At 69.7% G+C, this 20,326-nt stretch carries 22 protein-coding genes; 19 read left to right on the forward strand and 3 right to left on the reverse strand.

All coding sequences use genetic code 11. From position 1 onward, the window contains the following. Positions 1 to 33: 33 nt before the first annotated feature. From WFJ17_RS16505 to WFJ17_RS16525, 5 genes are all read left to right on the forward strand, one after another. Complete coding sequence (locus WFJ17_RS16505; RefSeq protein WP_251441988.1) at positions 34 to 522, forward strand: cell division protein SepF; 489 nt, start codon at positions 34 to 36, stop codon at positions 520 to 522. A gap of 27 nt (positions 523 to 549) precedes the next feature. Then, complete coding sequence (locus tag WFJ17_RS16510; protein ID WP_251442400.1) at positions 550 to 831, forward strand: YggT family protein; 282 nt, start codon at positions 550 to 552, stop codon at positions 829 to 831. A 142-nt stretch (positions 832 to 973) separates the two neighbouring features. Continuing rightward, complete coding sequence (locus WFJ17_RS16515; protein ID WP_251441986.1) at positions 974 to 1,549, forward strand: DivIVA domain-containing protein; 576 nt, start codon at positions 974 to 976, stop codon at positions 1,547 to 1,549. A gap of 16 nt (positions 1,550 to 1,565) precedes the next feature. Then, positions 1,566 to 2,189, forward strand: coding sequence for a signal peptidase II (gene lspA, locus WFJ17_RS16520; protein ID WP_336648980.1), 624 nt, complete (start codon positions 1,566 to 1,568; stop codon positions 2,187 to 2,189). Positions 2,190 to 2,191: 2 nt separating this feature from the next. Continuing rightward, positions 2,192 to 3,115 (forward strand): RluA family pseudouridine synthase, encoded by a 924-nt coding sequence (locus WFJ17_RS16525; protein WP_295032582.1) that lies wholly within the window; start codon positions 2,192 to 2,194, stop codon positions 3,113 to 3,115. A gap of 27 nt (positions 3,116 to 3,142) precedes the next feature. On the opposite strand, the gene WFJ17_RS16530 is transcribed toward WFJ17_RS16525, so the two are convergent. Continuing rightward, positions 3,143 to 3,742 (reverse strand): TetR/AcrR family transcriptional regulator, encoded by a 600-nt coding sequence (locus WFJ17_RS16530; RefSeq protein WP_251441980.1) that lies wholly within the window; start codon positions 3,740 to 3,742, stop codon positions 3,143 to 3,145. Positions 3,743 to 3,860: 118 nt separating this feature from the next. Here WFJ17_RS16530 and WFJ17_RS16535 point away from each other — a divergent pair, with 118 nt between their 5' ends. From WFJ17_RS16535 to WFJ17_RS16560, 6 genes are read left to right on the forward strand one after another with little or no spacing between them, the layout of a single operon-like run. After that, positions 3,861 to 4,475: a DUF6230 family protein gene (locus WFJ17_RS16535; RefSeq protein WP_336648981.1), complete on the forward strand. Its 615-nt coding sequence runs from the start codon at positions 3,861 to 3,863 to the stop codon at positions 4,473 to 4,475. After that, positions 4,466 to 5,020, forward strand: a complete 555-nt coding sequence (locus WFJ17_RS16540) for a DUF6114 domain-containing protein (RefSeq protein ID WP_336648982.1) — start codon at positions 4,466 to 4,468, stop codon at positions 5,018 to 5,020. Before WFJ17_RS16535 ends, WFJ17_RS16540 begins: the two co-directional genes overlap by 10 nt. Beyond that, on the forward strand, positions 5,017 to 5,745 hold the full coding sequence (locus WFJ17_RS16545; RefSeq protein WP_251441965.1) for a hypothetical protein: 729 nt from the start codon (positions 5,017 to 5,019) through the stop codon (positions 5,743 to 5,745). Before WFJ17_RS16540 ends, WFJ17_RS16545 begins: the two co-directional genes overlap by 4 nt. Before the next feature lie 28 nt (positions 5,746 to 5,773). Continuing rightward, on the forward strand, positions 5,774 to 6,346 hold the full coding sequence (locus tag WFJ17_RS16550; RefSeq protein WP_336648983.1) for a GNAT family N-acetyltransferase: 573 nt from the start codon (positions 5,774 to 5,776) through the stop codon (positions 6,344 to 6,346). A gap of 52 nt (positions 6,347 to 6,398) precedes the next feature. After that, on the forward strand, positions 6,399 to 6,989 hold the full coding sequence (locus WFJ17_RS16555) for an RNA polymerase sigma factor (RefSeq protein WP_251441952.1): 591 nt from the start codon (positions 6,399 to 6,401) through the stop codon (positions 6,987 to 6,989). Further along, positions 6,982 to 8,124: a hypothetical protein gene (locus WFJ17_RS16560; RefSeq protein ID WP_336648984.1), complete on the forward strand. Its 1,143-nt coding sequence runs from the start codon at positions 6,982 to 6,984 to the stop codon at positions 8,122 to 8,124. The genes WFJ17_RS16555 and WFJ17_RS16560 overlap by 8 nt, the downstream gene beginning before the upstream one ends. Here WFJ17_RS16560 and WFJ17_RS16565 read toward each other — a convergent pair. Beyond that, positions 8,088 to 8,609 carry an NUDIX hydrolase gene (locus WFJ17_RS16565; RefSeq protein WP_336648985.1) on the reverse strand — a complete coding sequence of 174 codons (522 nt, stop codon included), beginning with the start codon at positions 8,607 to 8,609 and terminating at the stop codon, positions 8,088 to 8,090. The two genes, WFJ17_RS16560 and WFJ17_RS16565, sit on opposite strands and share 37 nt — an antisense overlap. A 66-nt stretch (positions 8,610 to 8,675) precedes the next feature. On the opposite strand from WFJ17_RS16565, the gene dnaE reads away from it, so the two are divergent. From dnaE to WFJ17_RS16590, 5 genes are all read left to right on the forward strand, one after another. After that, positions 8,676 to 12,194: a DNA polymerase III subunit alpha gene (dnaE, locus tag WFJ17_RS16570; RefSeq protein ID WP_251441939.1), complete on the forward strand. Its 3,519-nt coding sequence runs from the start codon at positions 8,676 to 8,678 to the stop codon at positions 12,192 to 12,194. Between the two features lie 135 nt (positions 12,195 to 12,329). Continuing rightward, the gene (locus tag WFJ17_RS16575) at positions 12,330 to 13,811 is read left to right on the forward strand and encodes a hypothetical protein (RefSeq protein ID WP_336648986.1); all 1,482 of its coding nucleotides are present in this window, start codon (positions 12,330 to 12,332) and stop codon (positions 13,809 to 13,811) included. Positions 13,812 to 13,817: 6 nt separating this feature from the next. Continuing rightward, positions 13,818 to 15,140: a histidinol dehydrogenase gene (gene hisD / locus WFJ17_RS16580; protein WP_336648987.1), complete on the forward strand. Its 1,323-nt coding sequence runs from the start codon at positions 13,818 to 13,820 to the stop codon at positions 15,138 to 15,140. Between the two features lie 10 nt (positions 15,141 to 15,150). Further along, positions 15,151 to 15,624, forward strand: coding sequence for a transcriptional regulator NrdR (gene nrdR / locus WFJ17_RS16585; protein WP_292886097.1), 474 nt, complete (start codon positions 15,151 to 15,153; stop codon positions 15,622 to 15,624). A 54-nt stretch (positions 15,625 to 15,678) separates the two neighbouring features. Then, positions 15,679 to 16,701, forward strand: a complete 1,023-nt coding sequence (locus WFJ17_RS16590) for a quinone-dependent dihydroorotate dehydrogenase (RefSeq protein WP_336648988.1) — start codon at positions 15,679 to 15,681, stop codon at positions 16,699 to 16,701. Positions 16,702 to 16,772: 71 nt separating this feature from the next. On the opposite strand, the gene WFJ17_RS16595 is transcribed toward WFJ17_RS16590, so the two are convergent. Beyond that, positions 16,773 to 17,336, reverse strand: a complete 564-nt coding sequence (locus WFJ17_RS16595) for a DUF3043 domain-containing protein (RefSeq protein WP_336648989.1) — start codon at positions 17,334 to 17,336, stop codon at positions 16,773 to 16,775. Positions 17,337 to 17,391: 55 nt separating this feature from the next. Between WFJ17_RS16595 and WFJ17_RS16600 the strand changes: the two genes are divergently transcribed. The 3 genes from WFJ17_RS16600 to ctaC all read left to right on the forward strand — a co-directional run bounded on the left by WFJ17_RS16600 (position 17,392) and on the right by ctaC (position 20,323). After that, a complete protein-coding gene (locus tag WFJ17_RS16600) occupies positions 17,392 to 18,807 on the forward strand; it encodes a dipeptidase (protein WP_336648990.1) in 1,416 nt (471 codons plus the stop codon). A 117-nt stretch (positions 18,808 to 18,924) separates the two neighbouring features. Further along, positions 18,925 to 19,287, forward strand: a complete 363-nt coding sequence (erpA, locus tag WFJ17_RS16605) for an iron-sulfur cluster insertion protein ErpA (protein WP_045252341.1) — start codon at positions 18,925 to 18,927, stop codon at positions 19,285 to 19,287. A 121-nt stretch (positions 19,288 to 19,408) separates the two neighbouring features. After that, on the forward strand, positions 19,409 to 20,323 hold the full coding sequence (gene ctaC, locus WFJ17_RS16610) for an aa3-type cytochrome oxidase subunit II (RefSeq protein WP_251441917.1): 915 nt from the start codon (positions 19,409 to 19,411) through the stop codon (positions 20,321 to 20,323). Positions 20,324 to 20,326 lie beyond the last annotated feature (3 nt).

Here is a 20,326-nt window from a genome sequence, read left to right on the forward strand (position 1 = left end):
AGCAGAACCACCCCTACACGTTCGGAGGACACGATGGGGAACCCGCTGAAGAAGACCATGGTGTACCTCGGCCTCGCCGATGAGGAGGAGACCTACGACGAGGTCCCCGCCGCGCACGCCACGCGTCAGGAGCACGAGCCGAGCCGGCGCGAGGAGATCCGTCGCGAGCGCGAAGAGGTCAAGGCCGCTCCGGTGACGCCGCTGCGGCGTCCCACCGCGGTCCGTCAGCCTTCGGCGGGAGCGGTGAACGAGATCCTCACGGTGCACCCCAAGCAGTACCGCGACGCGCAGGTCATCGCCGAGAGCTTCCGGGACGGCATCCCCGTGATCATCAACCTGTCTCAGATGAGCGACGCCGACGCGCGTCGGCTGATCGACTTCGCGAGCGGCCTCTCCCTCGGCCTCTACGGCCGCATCGAGCGCGTGACCAGCAAGGTCTTCCTGCTGTCGCCGGAGAGCATCGCGGTGTCGGGGCAGGGCGGGATCGCCGGGGGCGACGAACCCGCGCTCGCGCACTCCTGACACGTGACGGTCGCGTCCGCGGTCTCGATGATCGCAGCGATCCTCAACATCCTGCTTCTGCTCTATCTGCTGACGCTGTTCGCCCGCGTGATCCTGGAATGGATCCCGATCTTCAACCGATCGTGGCGCCCGCGCGGTGCGGGGCTGATCGCCGCCGAGATCGTCTACACGATCACGGATCCGCCGATCAGGATGTTCCGACGCCTCATTCCTCCGTTGAGGATCGGACCCGTCGCATTGGACATGGGCCTCACCCTGACGATGATCGTCGTGCTGATCCTGATGTCGATCGCCCGATCCTTCATCTGATCGTCCCCGCGTCTCACCGTCCGTTCCGCGCCGTCTTCGCGGCGCCGGGATCGGACGGCTATGCTTTTCTGAAGGTGCTGACCGCGAGGTCGGCACCGTGTGTCCACCGGCCACCGAGAACTCATCGAAAGAGGAGCCACCAATGGCACTGACCCCGGATGACGTCGTCACCAAGCAGTTCCAGCACGTCCGTTTCAAGGACGGCTTCGACCCGGACGAGGTCGACGACTTCCTCGACGAGGTCGTGCTCGAGTGGCGCAAGGCGCTCGAAGAGAACGCCGAGCTGAAGGCCAAGCTGGCCGCCTACGAGTCGGGGGAGAAGGCCGCCGCTCCGGTCGCCGAGGCCCCGGCCGCGCCGGCGCCCGTCGCCGCACCCGCACCGGCAGCCGAGGGCGGGGCTCCGGCCGCCGCGACCGCAGGCATCATCGAGCTCGCACAGCGTCTGCACGACGAGCACGTCGCGGAGGGCAAGTCGCAGCGCGACCAGCTCATCGCCGACGCCAAGGCCCAGGCCTCGAAGATCCTCGCCGACGCCGAGCAGAAGCAGCGCGAGGAGACCGCCCGTCTCGAGCGCGAGCGCACGGTGCTCGAGGGCAAGATCACCGAGCTGCACGACTTCGAGCGCTCGTACCGCACGCAGCTGCGCAGCTACATCGAGGGTCAGCTCCGCGACCTCGACGAGAAGGGCGGCCCCACGGGGGACGCCTCCGCGCAGTAAGCAGTAAGGAGCCCCGTTGACCCGGCGTCAACCGCTTCCTGGTTCGGCGGCCGGCACGATCATTGCGATCCTCGCAGTGCTCGTGCTGGCCGCCGACCAGTTTGTGAAGTACCTCACCATCACGTACCTCCCCGAGCAGAAGGTCGTCCCGGTCATCGGGGAGTTCCTGCAGCTGTTCTCCATCCGCAACTCCGGAGCGGCGTTCTCGATCGGTGTGGGATACACCTGGATCTTCACGATCGCCCTCGCCGTCGTCGCGTGCGTGATCGTCTGGAAGTCCGTCTCCGTGCGCTCGCGCCTGTGGGCGGTCGTGCTCGGCGCGCTGCTCGGGGGAGTCCTCGGCAACCTGTCGGACCGCCTGTTCCGCGCGCCGGGGTTCGGCGTCGGCCACGTCGTCGACATGATCTCGATGCCGTGGATGCTTCCGGCGATCTTCAACGTCGCGGACATCTTCATCGTCACCGGGATGATCTCGATCGCCCTGCTGATCATCGCCGGTCTGCGACTGGACGGTTCGCGCGAGCGCGACCACAAGGAGACCGAGGCCGTGCCCGCGGGCGACGACTCCGGATCTGCAGAGGGGTCAGAGGCGGCCGACGCCGACGCCGACCACCGGCATCCGACCGGGACAGGGAGCTGACGGTGCAGTCCCGTGCGCTGCCCGTGCCGGACGGCCTGGACGGCGTGCGCGTCGACGCGGCGCTGGCCAAGATGCTCGGCTTCTCGCGCACGTTCGCCGCAGAGATCGCCGAGGCCGGGGGAGTGTCGCTCGACGGCGTCACGCTCGGCAAGTCCGACAAACTGCGTGCCGGCGGATGGCTCGACGTCGAGTGGGCGCCCAAGCAGGAGCCCCGCATCGAACCGATCGCCGTGCCGGAGCTCGGCATCGTGTACGACGACGACGACATCGTCGTGGTCGACAAGCCCACCGGCGTCGCGGCCCACCCCTCGCTCGGATGGGAGGGGCCCACCGTCGTCGGCGCCCTCGCGGCGGCGGGATTCCGCATCGCGACGAGCGGGGCCCCGGAACGGCAGGGCGTGGTGCACCGGCTCGACGTGGGAACCAGCGGCCTCATGGTGGTCGCGAAGACGGAGGCCGCGTACTCCGCCCTCAAGCGCGCCTTCAAGGAGCGCACAGTGGAGAAGATCTACCACGCCGTCGTGCAGGGGCATCCGGATCCGCTCGCCGGCACGATCGACGCGCCCATCGGGCGCCATCCGAACCACTCGTGGAAGTTCGCGGTGACGCCGGACGGAAAGCCGTCCGTCACCCACTACGAGACGCTCGAAGCCTTCCGCGGCGCCTCCCTGCTGGAGATCCACCTGGAGACGGGCCGCACCCACCAGATCCGCGTGCACATGGCCGCGCATCGGCACCCGTGCGTCGGAGACCCGCTGTACGGCGCCGACCCCACGCTGTCCGCGCGGCTCGGGCTCACCCGGCAGTGGCTGCACGCCCACAAGCTGGGGTTCGCGCATCCGGTGACCGGGGAATGGGTGCAGACGGAGTCGCCCTACCCCGCCGACTTCCAGCATGCGCTGGACGTGCTCCGCGGCGAAGCCTGAGCGGCAGACCCCGCGGGAGGGCGGCGCTCAGAGGCGCAGCTCGCCGGTCGCGGCGATGACGCCGTCCAGGGTCGTCTCGAGGAAGCGCACGACGCGCTCCGGATCCTCGTCGCGTTCGATGACCAGACTGATCAGACTCTCCTCAGTGAAGGAGACCCAGGAGCGCAGCGCGACGCGCAGGGCGGGCGTGTCGGCGACGCCGAGCTCGCCGAAGGCGTCGATGAGCCGCTGAGCGTTGAGATCGCGGGACTCGTCCACGACCCGGCGCACGGCGGGGTCGCCGCTCGCGATGCCGCGCACGAGCGAGTGGAAAGTGCTCTGATGCTGGCGCACGAACTCCGTGATGCGCAGCAGCGTGTCGCGGATGCGGGCCCGCGGCTCCAGATCATCGCGCGGCTCGGAGGCCAGCAGGAGGCTGTCCCTCGCCATGGTCACCACGGCGAGGTGCATGCCCTGCCGGGTGTCGAAGTAATGGAACAGCAGGGGGCGCGACACCCCGGCGCGCTGGGCCAGGACGTCCATGGTGAGCTCGTCGAGGGAATGCTCCGCAAGGAAGTTGACCCCGGTGGCCACGAGCTGCGCCCGTCGCTCCTCGGGGGTCAGTCTGGCGCGTCGCACGTCGGGCATGCCCCGAGCCTAGCGGGGCGAAGGTACAGGATTCCGCATGGTATTGACTCTGAGTCAACGGGCAATATACTCGACCAGGGAGCGCCGCCATCGCAGCCGGCGCCCTGGAGGAGGATCGATGAAGTTCCCGAAGTCCGACCGTGTCCGCAAGCTCGGCTCGTCTCACGCCGGCCGCATCGCCCTGGTCGCGATTCCCGCCGGAGTGGTGGCCGCGGCCCTCATGGGCGGTGTCGCCCAGGGAGCCGTCCCGGTGTCGTTCGCGGTGTCGGGGAGCCAGTTCCAGATCAGCGCGTCCCAGCTCGAAGGGACCGGATTCTCGCAGTACGCCGGGGTCGCCAAGGACACCGAGGGCATGGAGCACACCGTCGCGATCGCGAACATCAAGAGCGCGACCCTCGCAGATCTCTGCCAGTCCGTCATCACCGACACGCCGCTCGGCAAGGTGGGCGTGCTCATCAAAGCGGGCGGCAACGGCAACCCCGCGTCCGCGAGCGACCTGCAGATCGGCATGACGGGCCTCAAGGGCGATGCTTCGTTCGGCGCGATCCGCATCGGTGTGGACGCCTCGACGGTCAACACCGACGCGAAGGGCAGCGCGGGCGACTTCGCTCAGGACGCCGACACGGTGTCGATCAAGAACCTGCAGCAGACGGCCTGGAGCACCCAGGCCTCCGTGTTCACCCTGACGGGCATGACGCTGGAGCTGACGGACGGTTCGCAGGGATGCTTCTGAGGGACGACACCACGATGACCGAGGAGACGGGGGAGCGGGGAACCGCGCGACGCCAGCACCGGCCCGGCGGGGCGGATCCGCTGTCGCCCGTGCGTGACGAGTCCGATCCCTCCGCCATGTCGGTCCCGGAGACCGGCGCAGAGAGCGCCTCCGTCCCGGGGTCCGCCCGCGGATTCCGGCACTGGCGCCGTCAGCGTCCGTTCGTCGGCGGCCTGCTGGTCGCCCTCGGCGGCGTGGAGATGTTCTTCTCGGGACAGCTCGACATCGGGCATCTGCATGTGCAGCTCGGGATCGAGGGGCTGCAGGCGACGGTCATCCCGATCGCGCTGCTGCTGCTCGGAATCCTCGCCGTCGCCATGCCCGCGCACCATGTGTTCTACGGGATCATCGCCCTGGTCGTGGCGATCTATTCGCTGATCGGGGTGAACCTCGGCGGATTCATCGTGGGGATGCTGCTCGCCGGCACCGGAGCCGTGCTCGTCGTGGCCTGGATGGGACCGCGCCCCGCATCGCCTGTCGGCGGAGTCGAGGAGGCGGCAGCGTGAAGTCGCAGCGGCGCCCCGGCGCTGGCCTTCTGGCCGCGCTCGCGCTCGTGGCGCCGCTGACCCTCGGAGCGGCGCTCGCCCCGGCGTCGCAGCCGACCGGGCTGTGCATCCCGTTGATCTGGTGCCCCGCACCGACTCCGACCCCGACGACGCCCCCGCCGACGTCGGGCACGCCCGGACCCTCGACGCCGGGACTGCCCGCGCTGCCCGGCACGCCGTCGACGCCGGCCACCACGGCGCCGCCCGCTCCAGGAGATCCCGCGCCGACGCCCGCGCCGGCCCCGGTCGCCGCGACGAGGGACGAGAGCGCGCCCGTCTTCACGAAGACCCCCGCCTCGATGGGGTCGCAGGGGCTGTCCTTCACCGGATTGAGCGGGATCTCGATCGTCGACGTGCCGACCATCGACGGCGGCACCGTCCGCGCCCTGAAGATCTCGGCCGACTCCATCACGATCTCGGGGTTCTCGCTCACCGTCCGCCCGCCGGACAAGGCGGGTCTCGTGACCAACGCCGACACCATGACGCTCACCGGGCATGTGAGCGTGTACCTCGGCTCGGTCACCGCCACCACGCAGGACGGTCGTGCATTGACGCTGGGGACGGACACGCCCCCGCCCCTGGACGACGTCAAGCCGGGCCTGCTGCGCGTCACGATGGGGCTCGTCGGCACGATCGCCGACTCGATCAGCTACACGAACACGGATCAGCGCATCGTCGAGCCGTGATGTCGGCGCCCGGGGGCAGACTGGACGCATGAGCATCGAGGTGCGGCCGGCGAGCGTCTTCGACGACGTCGCGACGCTCGTGGGGCCCAAGAACCCCACGGCGCAGTCCTGCTTCTGCCTGAGTTACCGGATCCCGAGCAAGGAGAGCCAGGCGCTGCGCGGCGAGGCCAGGGCGGAGCGCGTGCGCGGGCTCTGCGCGGAGGATCCGCCTCCCGGCGTGATCGCGTATCTCGATGGCGAACCCGTCGGCTGGGCGGCGGTCCATCCTCGCGGCGACACGTCCTTCGCCCGCAATCGGCTGATCCCGCACGTCGACGACCTCGACGTCTGGTCGCTGTGGTGTCTCCGCGTGCGCCCGGGATTCCGCAAGCAGGGCATCACGCACACGCTCGTCGACGGCGCCGTCGCCTTCGCACGTGAGCGCGGGGCCCCGGCGATCGAGGCGTACCCCGTGGACAACCGCGGCGCGAAGGTGGACCTGACGATGGCGTACGTCGGCACGCGCGGACTGTTCGAGTCCGCGGGCTTCACGAAGGCCTCGGACACCGGATCCGTGATCAACGGTTTCCCCCGGGTGCTGATGCGATTGGACCTGCGCTGAGCGCTGCCGAAAATACCGTGAACCGGGCGGACGCGCTTGGACAATACACAGCGTGAGCACAGACAGCGAGATCATCCAGAGGTCTCTCGACCAACCGGCCGCGTTCGCCGAGCTCTTCGATCGGCACGCCCGGAGCGTGAACGCCTTCGCCACCTACCGGGTCGGTCGCGCCGCAGCCGAGGACATCCTGAGCGAGACGTTCCTCACGGCGTTCCGTCGTCGCGCCGACTTCGACCTCGCCGCGGAGTCGAGCGCGCCCTGGCTGCTCGGCATCGCGGCGAGGCTCATCCGCAGGCATCGGGCGGTGGAGGCGAGGCATTGGCGATCCTTCGTCGCGTCGATGGGCAGTGAGGAGATCTCGTCGGCCGGGGGCGTGGATGAGGCGCTTGCGCGCGTCGATGCGGAACGCGAGGTGGCCGCGCTGAGGATGCGGATCGCGGCGCTCGGGCCGAAGGACAGGGAGACGCTCCTGCTCTATGCCTGGCACGGACTCAGTTATGACGAGGTGGCAGAAGCTCTCGGCGTGCCGGTGGGAACGGTGAGATCGCGGCTCCATCGCGTGCGCCGACGTCTGGATCCGGACCGCCGCATCGAGGCTTTCGAGAAGAAGCAGCAGAAGGGAGAGAGCGTTGGACGTGTGTGAGAAGGTCGCAGAGATCAGACCCGAGATCGAGGGCGCAGAGGCGAATCTCGCGACCGCCCGGCTTCGCCTGATGGCGGAGATCAGCGGCGCGCAGGCGCCGAAGCGTGTCCCGTCGACGAGGTCGCCGTGGTACTTCGTCGCGGGAGGCGTCGGCGCCGTGGCGGCGGCCGCCGCCACGGCGATCCTCATCGGGAACCTGACGGCGCCCGGGCCGGAGCCGACGGCGGTGGCGCATCCGACCTCACTCCCGACTCAGACCGCGCGCCCGGTGCCGGCGCCGGATCCGACGGCCCCGGCGGTGCCGGAGACGGCCTCGTCGGTGCTCCGGGCAGCCGCAGCGTCGGCGATCCACGGAGGGCTCGCCCCTCGGTCCGATCAGTATCTGCGCATCGCGTGGACCGCGGACGTCGTGTTCCTCAGCGACGGCACCACCATCGCGTCGCCGAATCAGGGGCTGTCCGCGTCGATGGCGACACGCGCCTGGGTGGTCCGGAGCAGCGGGGTCTTCTACGTCCCCGCGGATCCGACCGCTGACTGGTACTTCGCCCCTGCCGCCGCCCCGACGCTGGCGGCCGCCTATGGTCCGGATGAGGCTGCCGACGCGCTCATGCGGGCGTTCCTCGACCGTTGGGCATCCGCGGGGGAAGCCGGTGGTTTCCGCGAGGGCGGGGGCTCCCTGCCCGAGGGGGACGGAACCCGCTACGGCGACTACCTGACATCCCTGCCCGGTGACGCTGACGGGATCCTCGGGCAGCTCCTCGCCACGCAGAACGGCAGCTCCGACTACCACCTCCGAGCGATGGCCGGCTGGAAGCTGATGACCCTGCTCGCCTCCAACGCAGGAGGCGGCGACGTGCGCGCGGCCATGCTGCAGGCGCTGGGGCAGCTCCCCGGATCGTCGATCATCGACAGCCACGGCTCGGTGCGCACGATCGCGTTCGACTCGACGTACGGGGAGGCGCCGGACGAGTCCGGAGATGTCCAACGCCATCAGACGCTCACGGTCGACGTCTCGACCGGTCGGGTGACGGGGATCTCGGACAGCACCGATCCGGGAACCGGTGTCGTCCCCGCAGGCGTCGCCGATGAGCAGCGGAGCTACGTCGTCGATCTCGTGGACGGGCTCCCGGGCTGAGGCGCCCGCGGCGGGCGTCCGCCCCGGAAGTGCGCGGGATCGTCCTCGGCTACGGCGAGGGCGATCTTGCGCACATGGGCGTCGTCGACGTCGCCCATGGCGGCCAGGTCGTAGAAGCCGACCTCGGTGAGCTCTCCGTCCGCGGGGTGAGGGTCGCCGGAGACCCACGAGCAGCGGAACACGAGGTCGAGGTAGTCCACCTCGTCCCCGTTGGCGTACGTCACGCGGGGAAGCTGCTGCACGAGCGCGAGCCGCTCGACCTTGACGGTCACGCCGGCCTCCTCGAGGCACTCGCGCACCGCGGCGTCGGCGGGTTCCTCGCGGGGCTCGACGATGCCGGAGATCGCCTGCCACCCGCCGTTGTCGGCGCGTCTGCCGAGCAGCACCTTCTCCTCGCGGAACACGATCGCCGTCACGCCCACCAGGTTCAGCGGAGCGTGGCCGATGTGCTCGCGGAGGGCGACGACGAAGTCGGGGGTGGTCATGGTCCCAGGGTATCGGCGGCGGATCGCGAGGCCTCCGTGTCCCACCCTGAAACGTAGACTCGATGCATGGCCTCAGACTCCTTCGTCCACCTGCACGTGCACAGCGAGTACTCGATGCTGGACGGGGCCGCGCGCATCCAGCCGCTGGTGCAGGAGGCGGTCGCACAGGGCATGCCGGCGGTGGCCGTGACCGACCACGGCAACACGTTCGCGGCCTTCGAGTTCTACAAGGCGGCGACCGCCGCGGGCGTCAAGCCGATCATCGGCATCGAGGCCTACGTCACACCCGGAACGCACCGCAGCGACAAGTCGCGCGTGCAGTGGGGATCCCCCGAGCAGCGCCGCGACGACGTGTCCGGATCCGGCGCCTACACACACATGACGCTGCTGTCCGAGACGACCGAGGGCATGCACAACCTGTTCCGGCTCTCCTCGACCTCGAGCCTGGAGGGCTACTACTTCAAGCCCCGCATGGACCGCGAGATCCTGCAGAAGTACTCCAAGGGCCTGATCGCCACCACCGGATGCCCCTCCGGAGAGATCCAGACCCGGCTGCGCCTGGGGCAGTACGACGCCGCCCGCGCGGCGGCGGCCGAATTCCAGGACATCTTCGGCAAGGAGAACTACTTCGCCGAGATCATGGATCACGGTCTGGAGATCGAGCGGCGCGTCACCGGCGACCTGCTGAAGATCGCGAAGGACCTCGGGATCCCGCTCGTCGGTACGAACGATCTGCACTACACGCACCAGCACGACGCGACCAGCCACGCGGCGCTGCTCTGCGTGCAGTCCGGCTCGACCCTCGACGACCCGAACCGGTTCAAGTTCGACGGCGACGGCTACTACGTGAAATCGGCTGCGGAGATGCGCCAGGTGTTCCGAGAGCACCCCGAAGCGTGCGACAACACGCTGCTCATCGCCGAGCGCTGTGACGTCTCCTTCAACACGAGTGCCAACTTCATGCCGCGCTTCCCCGTCCCGCCGGGCGAGACGGAGGAGAGCTGGTTCATCAAGGAGGTCGAGAAGGGCCTGCAGCTCCGCTACCCGGGCGGGATCTCCGATGCGGTGCGCAAGCAGGCGAACTACGAGGTCGAGGTCATCTCGTCCATGGGGTTCCCCGGCTACTTCCTCGTCGTCGCCGACTTCATCAACTGGGCCAAGGACAACGGCGTGCGGGTCGGCCCCGGCCGCGGTTCCGGCGCCGGATCCATGGCGGCCTACGCCATGAAGATCACGGATCTGGATCCGCTCGAGCACGGCCTCATCTTCGAGCGCTTCCTCAACCCCGACCGCGTCTCTATGCCCGACTTCGACGTCGACTTCGACGACCGCCGTCGTGGCGAGGTGATCCAGTACGTCACGGAGAAGTACGGCGACGAGCGTGTCGCGCAGATCGTCACCTACGGCACGATCAAGGCCAAGCAGGCGCTGAAGGACGCCGGACGCGTGCTCGGCTTCCCCTTCAGCATGGGGGAGAAGCTCACCAAGGCGATGCCGCCCGCGGTGATGGGCAAGGACATGCCGCTGGACGGCATGTTCGATCCAGAGCACCCGCGGTACAAGGAGGCCAGCGAGTTCCGCGTCGTGATCGAGTCGGATCCCGAGGCGAAGACCGTGTTCGACACGGCGCTGGGTCTGGAGAACCTGAAGCGCCAGTGGGGCGTGCACGCGGCCGGCGTCATCATGTCCTCGCATCCGCTGATCGACATCATCCCGATCATGAAGCGCGAGCAGGACGGCCAGATCGTCACGCAGTTCGACTATCCGTCCTGCGAGTCGCTCGGTCTCATCAAGATGGACTTCCTGGGGCTGCGCAACCTCACGATCATCTCGGACGCCCTCGCCAACATCCGGATGAACCGGGGCGAGGAGCTCGTCCTGGAGGATCTGGCGCTCGACGACCGTCCGTCGTACGACCTGCTCACCCGCGGCGACTCGCTCGGCGTGTTCCAGCTCGACGGCGGGCCGATGCGTGCGCTCATGCGCCTCATGAAGCCGGACAACTTCGGCGACATCTCGGCGCTCATCGCGCTGTACCGGCCGGGCCCGATGGGCGCGAACTCGCACACGAACTACGCGCTCCGCAAGAACGGGCTCCAGGAGATCACGCCGATCCACCCGGAGTTCGCGGAATCGCTCAAGGACATCCTGGAGGAGAGCTACGGCCTCATCATCTACCAGGAGCAGGTGATGGCGATCGCCCAGCGCGTGGCCGGGTTCTCGCTCGGTCAGGCCGACATCCTCCGCCGTGCGATGGGTAAGAAGAAGAAGTCCGAGCTGGACAAGCAGTTCGAGGGCTTCCAGGCGGGCATGCACGCCAACGGCTACTCCGACGGCGCGGTGAACGCGCTCTGGGAGATCCTGCTGCCGTTCTCCGACTACGCGTTCAACAAAGCCCACTCGGCCGCCTACGGCGTGATCTCCTACTGGACCGCGTACCTGAAGGCGCATTACCCCGCCGAGTACATGGCGGCGCTGCTGACCAGCGTCGGCGACTCCAAGGACAAGATGGCGCTGTACCTCAACGAGTGCCGCCGCATGGGCATCAAGGTGCTTCCGCCGGATGTGCGCGAGTCGATCAACTTCTTCGCGGCCGTCGGCGAGGACATCCGCTTCGGGCTCGGAGCCGTCCGCAACGTCGGATCCAATGTCGTCGACGGCATCGTGAAGTCGCGCCAGGAGGAGAACTTCACCTCGTTCCACGACTTCCTCAAGAAGGTCCCGCTGCACGTCGCCAACAAGCGCACGGTCGAGTCGCTGATCAAGGCCGGCGCCTTCGACTCCATGGGCGACACCCGCCGTGCGCTCGTCGAGATCCACGAGGACGCCGTCGAGGCCTCGGTCGACCAGAAGCGCAACGAGGCCCAGGGCGCCATCGGCTTCGACTTCGACAGCCTCTACGACGAGGTCGAGGAGGTCGCGCCGCCCAAGGTGCCGAACCGGCCCGAGTGGACCAAGAAGGACAAACTCGCGTTCGAGCGCGACATGCTGGGCCTGTACGTGTCCGACCATCCGCTGGCAGGGCTCGAGGTGCCGCTCGCCAAGCACGCGTCGATCGCGATCAACGCGCTGCTCGAGTCGGAGGACCTGCAGGACGGCGATCAGGTGACGGTGGCGGGACTCGTGACGAGCGTGCAGCATCGCGTCGCGAAGGCGAGCGGGAACCCGTACGGCATGATCACGATCGAGGACTTCCACGGCGAGATCACGATCATGTTCATGGGCAAGACCTACCTCGAGTTCCAGAGCACGCTGCAGCAGGATGCGATCCTCGCCGTGCGCGGACGGATCTCGCGTCGCGACGACGGCATGAACCTGCATGCGCAGTCGGCGTTCACGCCCGACGTCGGCGCCTTCGATGCGGCAGGGCCGCTGTCGCTGATCGTGCCGGAGCAGCGCGCCACCGAGCGCGTCATCGAGGATCTCGCCGAGGTGCTGCGACGCCACGCGGGGGAGACCGAGGTGATGCTGAAGATGCACCGCGGCGGACGCGCGAAGGTCTTCGAGGTGCCCATGCCCGTCACCGTCACCGCGGATCTGTTCGGCGATCTGAAGTCGCTGCTCGGCCCGCAATGCCTGGGCTGACCGTTCCCCGCCGGGTCGACCCACGGGGGCATCCGTCGCCGGAGCCCGCTCAGGAGGTCTCCAAACCTGCCCGGTAGTATCGGGTCCCGTCCGACGGCCGCCCCCCAGACGGCCGCACGACGAAAGGAAGCACTGATGACCGGCGACGTCCCTTTCGCTGCGATGTCGCAGGGCGAAGAGAGCCCGACATCGACCCCGGAGGCCCGCCCCGACGAGGCCGTCCCGGAGGACTCCTTCCCTGCGGCGGCGCCTCAGCACGGCTATGTGGGGTTCACCCTGCGTGAGCTGATCATGGCAGGTCTGTGGCTGATCGCCTTCGTGCTCTCGTTCGTCCCCGCAGCGGGCAGCGTGCTCGACAGCTCGGCGACCGTGTGGACGATGAACGGCGCCTGGCTGCTCACGATCGGCGTGCCCACGGCGGCCGTCTTCCTCGTGGTGCTGCGGCGCCTGTCGCCGGAGGGGATCCGCCGCGTCGGCTCTCTCGGCATCGATCAGTTCGCCTCGGTGGCGTTCAGCGTCGCCCTGGTAAGCTGGGCCGTGCTGCTGTGGCAGCAGCTCGACCTGGTCGCCGCGATGCGCCGCAGCGCGCTCGCCACCTGGCCGCTCTGGCTGGAGGTCGCCTCCCTGCTGGGCCTCGTGGTGGTCTCGGTGTTCGCGGTCCTCATCCCGGGGCTGCGCGAGGACTTCGAGGGGCGCACCGACACCCTGGCGCACCGCAATGCGAACCCGGTGCGCCCGGTGTTCACCCGACCGCGGCCGGTGCGTGCGCGGGGGAGCGTGTCCGATCCTCAGAACGAGGACGACGTCGATCCCGGGCTGCTGCACGAGAACGAGGTCGACGCCGGGGCGCACCTCTCCGCCGGTGCCACGGGCACGGCAATCCTCGGCGGAGCCGGCTACGTGCCCGACCACCACCGCGAGTCGTTCGTCGCCTCCGAGGCGGGGGCGGAAGACGCGGGGGTCCGAGCGGACGAGTCGACCGCGCGCACCGCCGAGAGCGGCGTTGCCGAATCAGCCGCAGGCGAGGACGCGGGGGACGCCCCCACGGCGGGCGCGGCTGCGGCCGAGGCCCTGACGGAGGCGATCCCCGAGGCGGAGGAGCCGGCACCCGTCGGCGCCGACCCGGGGACGACGCGGCAGGAGCTCCGCGAGGACGACCGGACCACGGGGGCGGATTCCCGGCGCGATGCGGAGGCGTCCGAGACGACGCAGGCGTCCGCTCCGACGGAGTCGTCCGAGGCGGAGCCGAGCCCTTCCGCCCCGTCGGAGGACGACCCTGCGGACGCCGGTGACCGGTCGCCGGTCTCGCACGACCTGTCCGACACCATGACCGAAGTGCTCGGCGACCTGCTGGTGCCTTCGCCCGAGGACGAGGTCGCCACGCACGCGGTCGACGTGGTGGCGGAGGAGCGGCGGGGATCCGAGCCGGCCCAGCCCTTCTGGGCGCTGGCGCCGGAGACCCGGCCGGTTCATGACGCGCGGGGTGACGAGATTTTCACGATCGGGCCCGATGCGTGGATCCTTGTTCTCGAGGACCGCGGCGGCGCCTTCGTCGTGCGGCACGACGACGGCCGCGTGGGCTACCTGCACGACACCGACAACATGACCCGAGGCTGAGGACGCATGCAGACGATCGACCTGAGGGGACGCACCCTCTCCACCGCCGAGATGCTCGCGGCCGTACCGCGTGCCACCGCCGCGCGCGCCGAGGCGCTGGCCACCGCGACCGCGATCGTGGAGGACGTGCGCGTGCGCGGCGAGGAGGCGCTGCGCGAGCAGGCCGATCGCTTCGACCGGGTCAGCGGGCACGCGATCCGGGTTCCCCGCGAGCACCTCGACGAGGCCCTCGCGTCGGTCGCCCCCGACGTGCGCACGGCGCTGGAGGCGGCGATCGACCGGGTGCGCCGCGGCTCCGCCGCCCAGGTGCCGGAGGACCGCGAGACCCGGATCGGGTCCGGCGCGCGCATCGTGCAGCGCTGGCAGCCCGTGGGCCGGGTCGGCGTCTACATCCCGGGCGGCAAGGCGCCGCTCGCCTCGAGCGTCGTGATGAACGTCGTGCCCGCGCAGGTCGCCGGAGTCCGCAGCATCGCGCTCGCCTCGCCGCCGCAGCAGGGCGAGGACGGGCGCATCCACCCGACCATCCTCGCCGCGGCGGCACTGCTGGGCGTGGAGGAGGTGTACGCGATCGGCGGCGCCGGAGCCGTCGGTGCCTTCGCCTACGGCGTGCCGGGGGTCGGACTCGACCCCGTCGACGTGATCTCCGGGCCGGGCAACAACTTCGTCGCCTCCGCGAAGCGCGCCGTCGCCGGGGTGGTCGGCACCGATTCCGAGGCCGGTGCCACCGAGATCCTCATCGTCGCCGACGGCGACGCCGACCCCCGCCTGATCGCGGCCGATCTCATCAGCCAGGCGGAGCACGACGAGCAGGCCTCGGCGGTGTTCGTGACCGATGCGGCGGAGCTCGCCGAGCGCGTCGCCGCCGAGGTCGCGACCCAGGCGGCGCGCACCCGGCACAGCGAGCGCGTGCAGGCGGCGCTGAACGGACCGCAGTCGGCGATCGTCCTCGTCGACGACCGGGCCGCGGCGGTCGCGTTCAGCAACGCCTATGCGCCGGAGCACCTCGAACTGCACCTGGCGGATGCGGAGGCCGCGGCCCCGTCGTTCACGAGCGCCGGGGCGGTCTTCGTCGGCGACCAGACGCCGGTCAGCCTCGGGGACTACATGGCGGGCAGCAACCACGTGCTCCCGACCGGGGGTCAGGCGCGCTACGCGTCGGGGCTCGGCGCCTACACCTTCCTGCGCCCCCAGCAGGTCGTCTCCTACGACCACGCGGCGCTCACCGAGGCGCGCGCGGGCGTCGCAGCCCTTGCGGCGGCAGAGCTGCTGCCGGCGCACGGCGAAGCAGTCGAGGCCCGATTCGCGGCCGAACAGGACTCCGGGGCGTAGGCTTTCACGAATGCACTGCCCGTTCTGCCGTCATCCGGACTCCCGCGTCATCGACTCCCGCACGAGCGACGACGGATTGTCGATCCGGCGCCGCCGCCAGTGCCCCGAGTGCGGGGGGCGGTTCTCGACGACCGAGACCGCGAGCCTCAACGTGATCAAGAGAAGCGGCGTGATGGAGCCCTTCAGCCGCGAGAAGGTGATCTCTGGCGTCCGCAAGGCCTGTCAGGGGCGCCCGGTGACCGAGGCGGATCTCGCGATCCTCGCGCAGCGCGTCGAGGAGGCGGTGCGTCAGACGGGCGTCTCGCAGCTGGACACCAACGAGATCGGGCTGGCGATCCTGGGGCCCCTGCGGGATCTGGACGAAGTCGCCTACCTGCGCTTCGCGAGCGTCTATCAGGCGTTCGACTCCCTCGAGGACTTCGAGGCCTCGATCGCCGAGCTCCGCGCCGACCATCATGCGGCGGCGGAGCAGACCGCGCTCTGAGCCCGGCCCCGACGTCGGTCGGATCCGCATCCGCCGACCGGTAGCCTGGCAGGGATGTATGCGCTGCTCTTCCGTCTCGTCCTCGCGCGTTTCGATCCCGAGTTCGCCCACCATGCCGGCATGGCGGTGGTGCGGGTGCTCGGCGCGCCCCCGTTCTCCTGGATCGCCCGTGCACTGACGCGTCCCGAGCCGCGGGACGAGGTGCGCGCCCTCGGGCTCGTCTTCCCCTCGCCGTTCGGCATCGCCGCGGGCTTCGACAAGAACGCGGTCGGGGTGCGCGGCCTGTCCGCGCTCGGATTCGGGCACGTCGAGGTGGGCACGATCACCGCGATCCCGCAACCGGGCAACCCCAAGCCGCGGCTGTTCCGGCTCATCCCGGATCGCGCCGTGGTGAACCGCATGGGCTTCAACAACGCCGGTGCGGAGGCCGCGGAGAAGCGGCTGTGGAAGCTCCGCCGCCGCCGTCCCGCGGCCGTGATCGGCGTCAACATCGGCAAGAGCCGAGTCGTCGCGGTCGAGGACGCGACCGCCGACTACGTCGCGTCGGCGGTGCGTCTCGCGCCCCTCGCCGACTATCTCGCGATCAACGTCTCGTCCCCGAACACGCCGGGACTGCGCGGCCTGCAGGCCGTGGAGACGCTCGCTCCGCTGCTGCGAGCCGTGAAGGCGGCCGCCGGCGCCACACCGCTGCTGGTGAAGATTGCACCCGATCTTCCGGACGACGAGGTCGCCGCGATCGCGGAGCTCGCCGTCGAGGAGGGACTGGACGGCCTGATCGCGACGAACACGACGATCTCGCGCGAGGGGCTGATCACGGATCCCGCGAAGGTCGCCGCGGCAGGCGAGGGGGGCCTGTCCGGCGCCCCGCTCAAGGAGCGCTCGCTCGCGGTCCTCCGGATCGTGCGGGCCGCCGTCCCCGCCGATTTCTGCGTCATCTCCGTGGGAGGCGTCGAGACCGGTGCCGAGGTGCGCGAGCGTCTCGACGCCGGTGCGACCCTGGTCCAGGGATACACGGCGTTCCTCTACCGCGGGCCGTTCTGGGCGCGGCAGATCCGCGCGGGGCTGCACGCGCGCTGATCCGCGTACGACGCAGAAGGTCCCGGGCGCTCGCAGCGCACCGGGACCTTCTCGTCTGTCGGGGATCCGGGTCAGTCCGGGTACTGACCGCGCTTGACCTGGGGCTTCGGCAGCCGCATGAAGCGCATCTGCAGCGACCGCATGGCCGCGTACCACGCGAGACCGCGCTCGCGCTTGTCCTTGCCGTACTTCTCGGCGATCCGGCGGTTCACGCGGATGCCGAGGAAGACCATGTCGATGATCGCGATCGCGATGAAGCCCCAGAGGCCGATGAAGGCCCAGTAGGCCACGAGGGTGTTCGGGATGAGCGACACGACGATCACCACGACCATGAGGGCCATGATCCACTCGCTGACGTGCCATCCCGCGTCGACGTAGTCGCGCACCCAGCGGCGCTGCGGGCCGCGGTCGCGCACCGGGAGGTACTTCTCCTCGCCGTTCGCCATGCCGATGCGCTGACGCTCCTGGCGCTGGCGCAGGTCGGCGCGGGCCCGGGCCTTCGCCTCCTTGGTGTCGGGCACCAGCGGGCGGCGCCGGGCGGCCTCCTGCTCCGCGCGGGTCGGCGTGCGGCGTCCCTTGCCGCTCGTCGCCTCGTCGGAGGCGTCGTCGGGTGCGGGGGTGGGAGTGCTGGGCACGAAGGCTCCTGGAAGTCGAGAGAGGAGGAAACGGGTGTTCTCTAAGATTACCTGCATGACTTCTCCCTCCTCCTCGGTCACCGCTTCCGGTGACGTCGAAGCCGCCGTCGCCGCCGCCGTCGCCACCGGGATCCCGGCCGCGCTGAGCGATCTCGGCGCCCTGGTGCGCATTCCGGGAATCGCGTGGCCGGCGTTCGATCAGACCCAGCTCGTCCGCAGCGCCGCCTCCGTCGCCGAGCTGGCGGAGGGCACCGGCGTGTTCGACAGCGTGCGGGTGCTGCGGGCCGCGATCCCGGGGACGGACGAGGTCGGCCAGCCCGCGATCCTCGCCCGCCGCGCCGCCCGCAACGGCAAGCCGACGATCCTGCTGTACGCCCACCATGACGTGCAGCCTCCGGGAGCCGACGAGCTCTGGGAGACCCCGCCGTTCGAGCCGACCGTCCGCGACGGCCGCCTGTACGGTCGTGGCGCCGCCGACGACAAGGCCGGGATCATGGCGCACATCGCGTCGATCCGCGCCGTGGCGGAGGCGCTCGGAGACGACCTCGATCTGGGCATCGCGATGTTCATCGAGGGGGAGGAGGAGTACGGCTCCCGCTCCTTCGCCCAGTTCCTCACCGACAACGAGGACGCCCTCCGCGCAGACGCGATCGTCGTCGCCGACTCCGGCAACTGGGATTCGTCCACGCCGGGTCTGACCGTCTCGCTGCGCGGCGCGGTGCGCTTCACCCTCACGGTGCGCACGCTCGACCACGCCTCGCACTCGGGCATGTTCGGGGGAGCGGTGCCCGACGCGATGCTCGCGACGATCCGACTGCTGAACACGCTCTGGGACGAGAACGGATCCGTGGCCGTCGAGGGGCTCGCCGTGCGCGAGGCGGAGACGCCGGAGTACAGCGAGGCGACCCTCCGCGACGAGACCGGGCTCCTCCCCGGCGTCACGCCGATCGGCGACGGCACGATCCTCAGCCGCATCTGGAACAAGCCGTCCGTCACGGTCATCGGCGTCGATGCGACCTCGGTGGCCGCGGCGTCGAACACGCTCGCCCCTGAGGCGACGGTCGTGCTGAGCTGCCGGATCGCACCGGGGCAGAGCGCCGACGACGCCTACGCCGCGCTCGAGGCGCACCTGCGGGCGCACGCGCCGTTCGGCGCCGAGCTCGCCTTCTCGGACCTCGACCTGGGCAACCCGTTCCTCGTCGACACGAGCGGCTGGGCGGTCGGCCTGGTGCGCGGGGCGATGGCCGACGGATACGGCAAGGACCCGGTCGACCTCGGCATCGGGGGATCCATCCCCTTCATCGCCGATCTGGTCGAGCGCTTCCCCGGCGCCGAGATCCTCGTGACCGGAGTCGAGGACCCGCACGCGCGGGCGCACAGCCCCAACGAGTCTCTGCACCTGGACACGTTCCGGCACGCGGTGGCGACCGAGGCGCTGCTGCTCACCCGGATGAACGAGATCACGCTCTGACGCGCCAGGGCGGCATCGAGACCCGGTCGTGACGGCCGGCTCGATGCCGCCCGTCCCTGCGGCGGTAGACTCGGAGGACGGGAACCGTGCCGGTGCACGGCCGATCCAAGGAGCGACATGAGCGACATCACCCTCACCCCCGAGACCACCACCGCGCACGGTGTGAAGCTCACCGACGCCGCCGCGGCGAAGGTGAAGAGCCTGCTGGAGCAGGAGGGGCGCGACGACCTCCGCCTGCGCGTCGCCGTGCAGCCCGGCGGCTGCTCCGGCCTGATCTACCAGCTCTACTTCGACGAGCGCTATCTCGAGGGCGACGAGACCGTCGACTTCGACGGCGTCGAGGTCATCGTCGACAACATGAGCGTGCCGTATCTGGACGGTGCGTCGATCGACTTCAAGGACACCATCTCGGAGCAGGGGTTCACGATCGACAACCCCAATGCGCAGGGCTCCTGCGCCTGCGGCGACAGCTTCCACTGACCCGCGGAATCCCCTCTCCCCACCCTGCGCCATCCACGCCCTACCTGCGTGGATGGCGTGAATCGGGTGTGAGGTTGCCCTAGACTGAGGTAGCCCACGTCCGTGATCTGAAAGGTGCATCGTGCCCTCGAAACGCCGCCTTCGTTGGGCCGCACTCCCCCTGGGAGTAGCGGCAGCCGTGGCCCTCGCGGGATGCTCTCCCACAGAGCTCCACGGATTCCTTCCGGGCTTCGTCGCCGACGGCACACCCGCCACCAATCAGACCGATCGCGTCGCCGCGCTCTGGGTCAACTCGTGGATCGTCCTGCTCGTCGTGGGTCTCATCACCTGGGGCCTCATGGGCTGGGCGGCCATCGCGTACCGCCGGCGCAAGGGCCAGACCGGCCTGCCGGTGCAGCTGCGCTACAACATGCCGATCGAGATCTTCTACACGATCGTCCCGCTGATCCTGATCTTCGGCATGTTCGCCTTCACGGCTCGCGACCAGACGATCATCGAGACCCAGTACGGCGCACCGGGCCAGCCCGCGCCCGACGTGTCGATCACCGCGATCGGCAAGCAGTGGGCCTGGGACTTCCAGTACGACGGCAAGGAGAAGGACAACTCCGACGCGGTCTGGACCATGGGCGTCCAGGCCCAGCCCGACAAGGCCGGGAACATCGACCAGGCCGCCCTCCCGACGCTGTACCTGCCGGTGAACAAGAAGGTCCACATCACGCTGCAGTCGCGTGACGTGATCCACTCCTTCTGGATCATCGACTTCCTATACAAGAAGGACATGTACATCGGCAAGGACAACTCCTGGTCCTTCACGCCGACGCGCGAGGGCACCTATCAGGGCAAGTGCGCGGAGCTCTGCGGCGAGTACCACTCGATGATGCTCTTCAACGTGAAGGTCGTCAGCGACGCCGATTACCAGGCCTACCTGACCAAGCTGAAGAACGAGGGCAACACGGGCGACATCACCGACGCCTACGACCGCCTCACCAACTTCCCCGGCACCGGGAAGCCCACGACCGACTCGGAAGCGAAGTAAGCA

Origin of the sequence: Microbacterium sp. MMO-10, from assembly GCF_037148715.1 — a bacterium.
GTDB lineage: Bacteria > Actinomycetota > Actinomycetes > Actinomycetales > Microbacteriaceae > Microbacterium.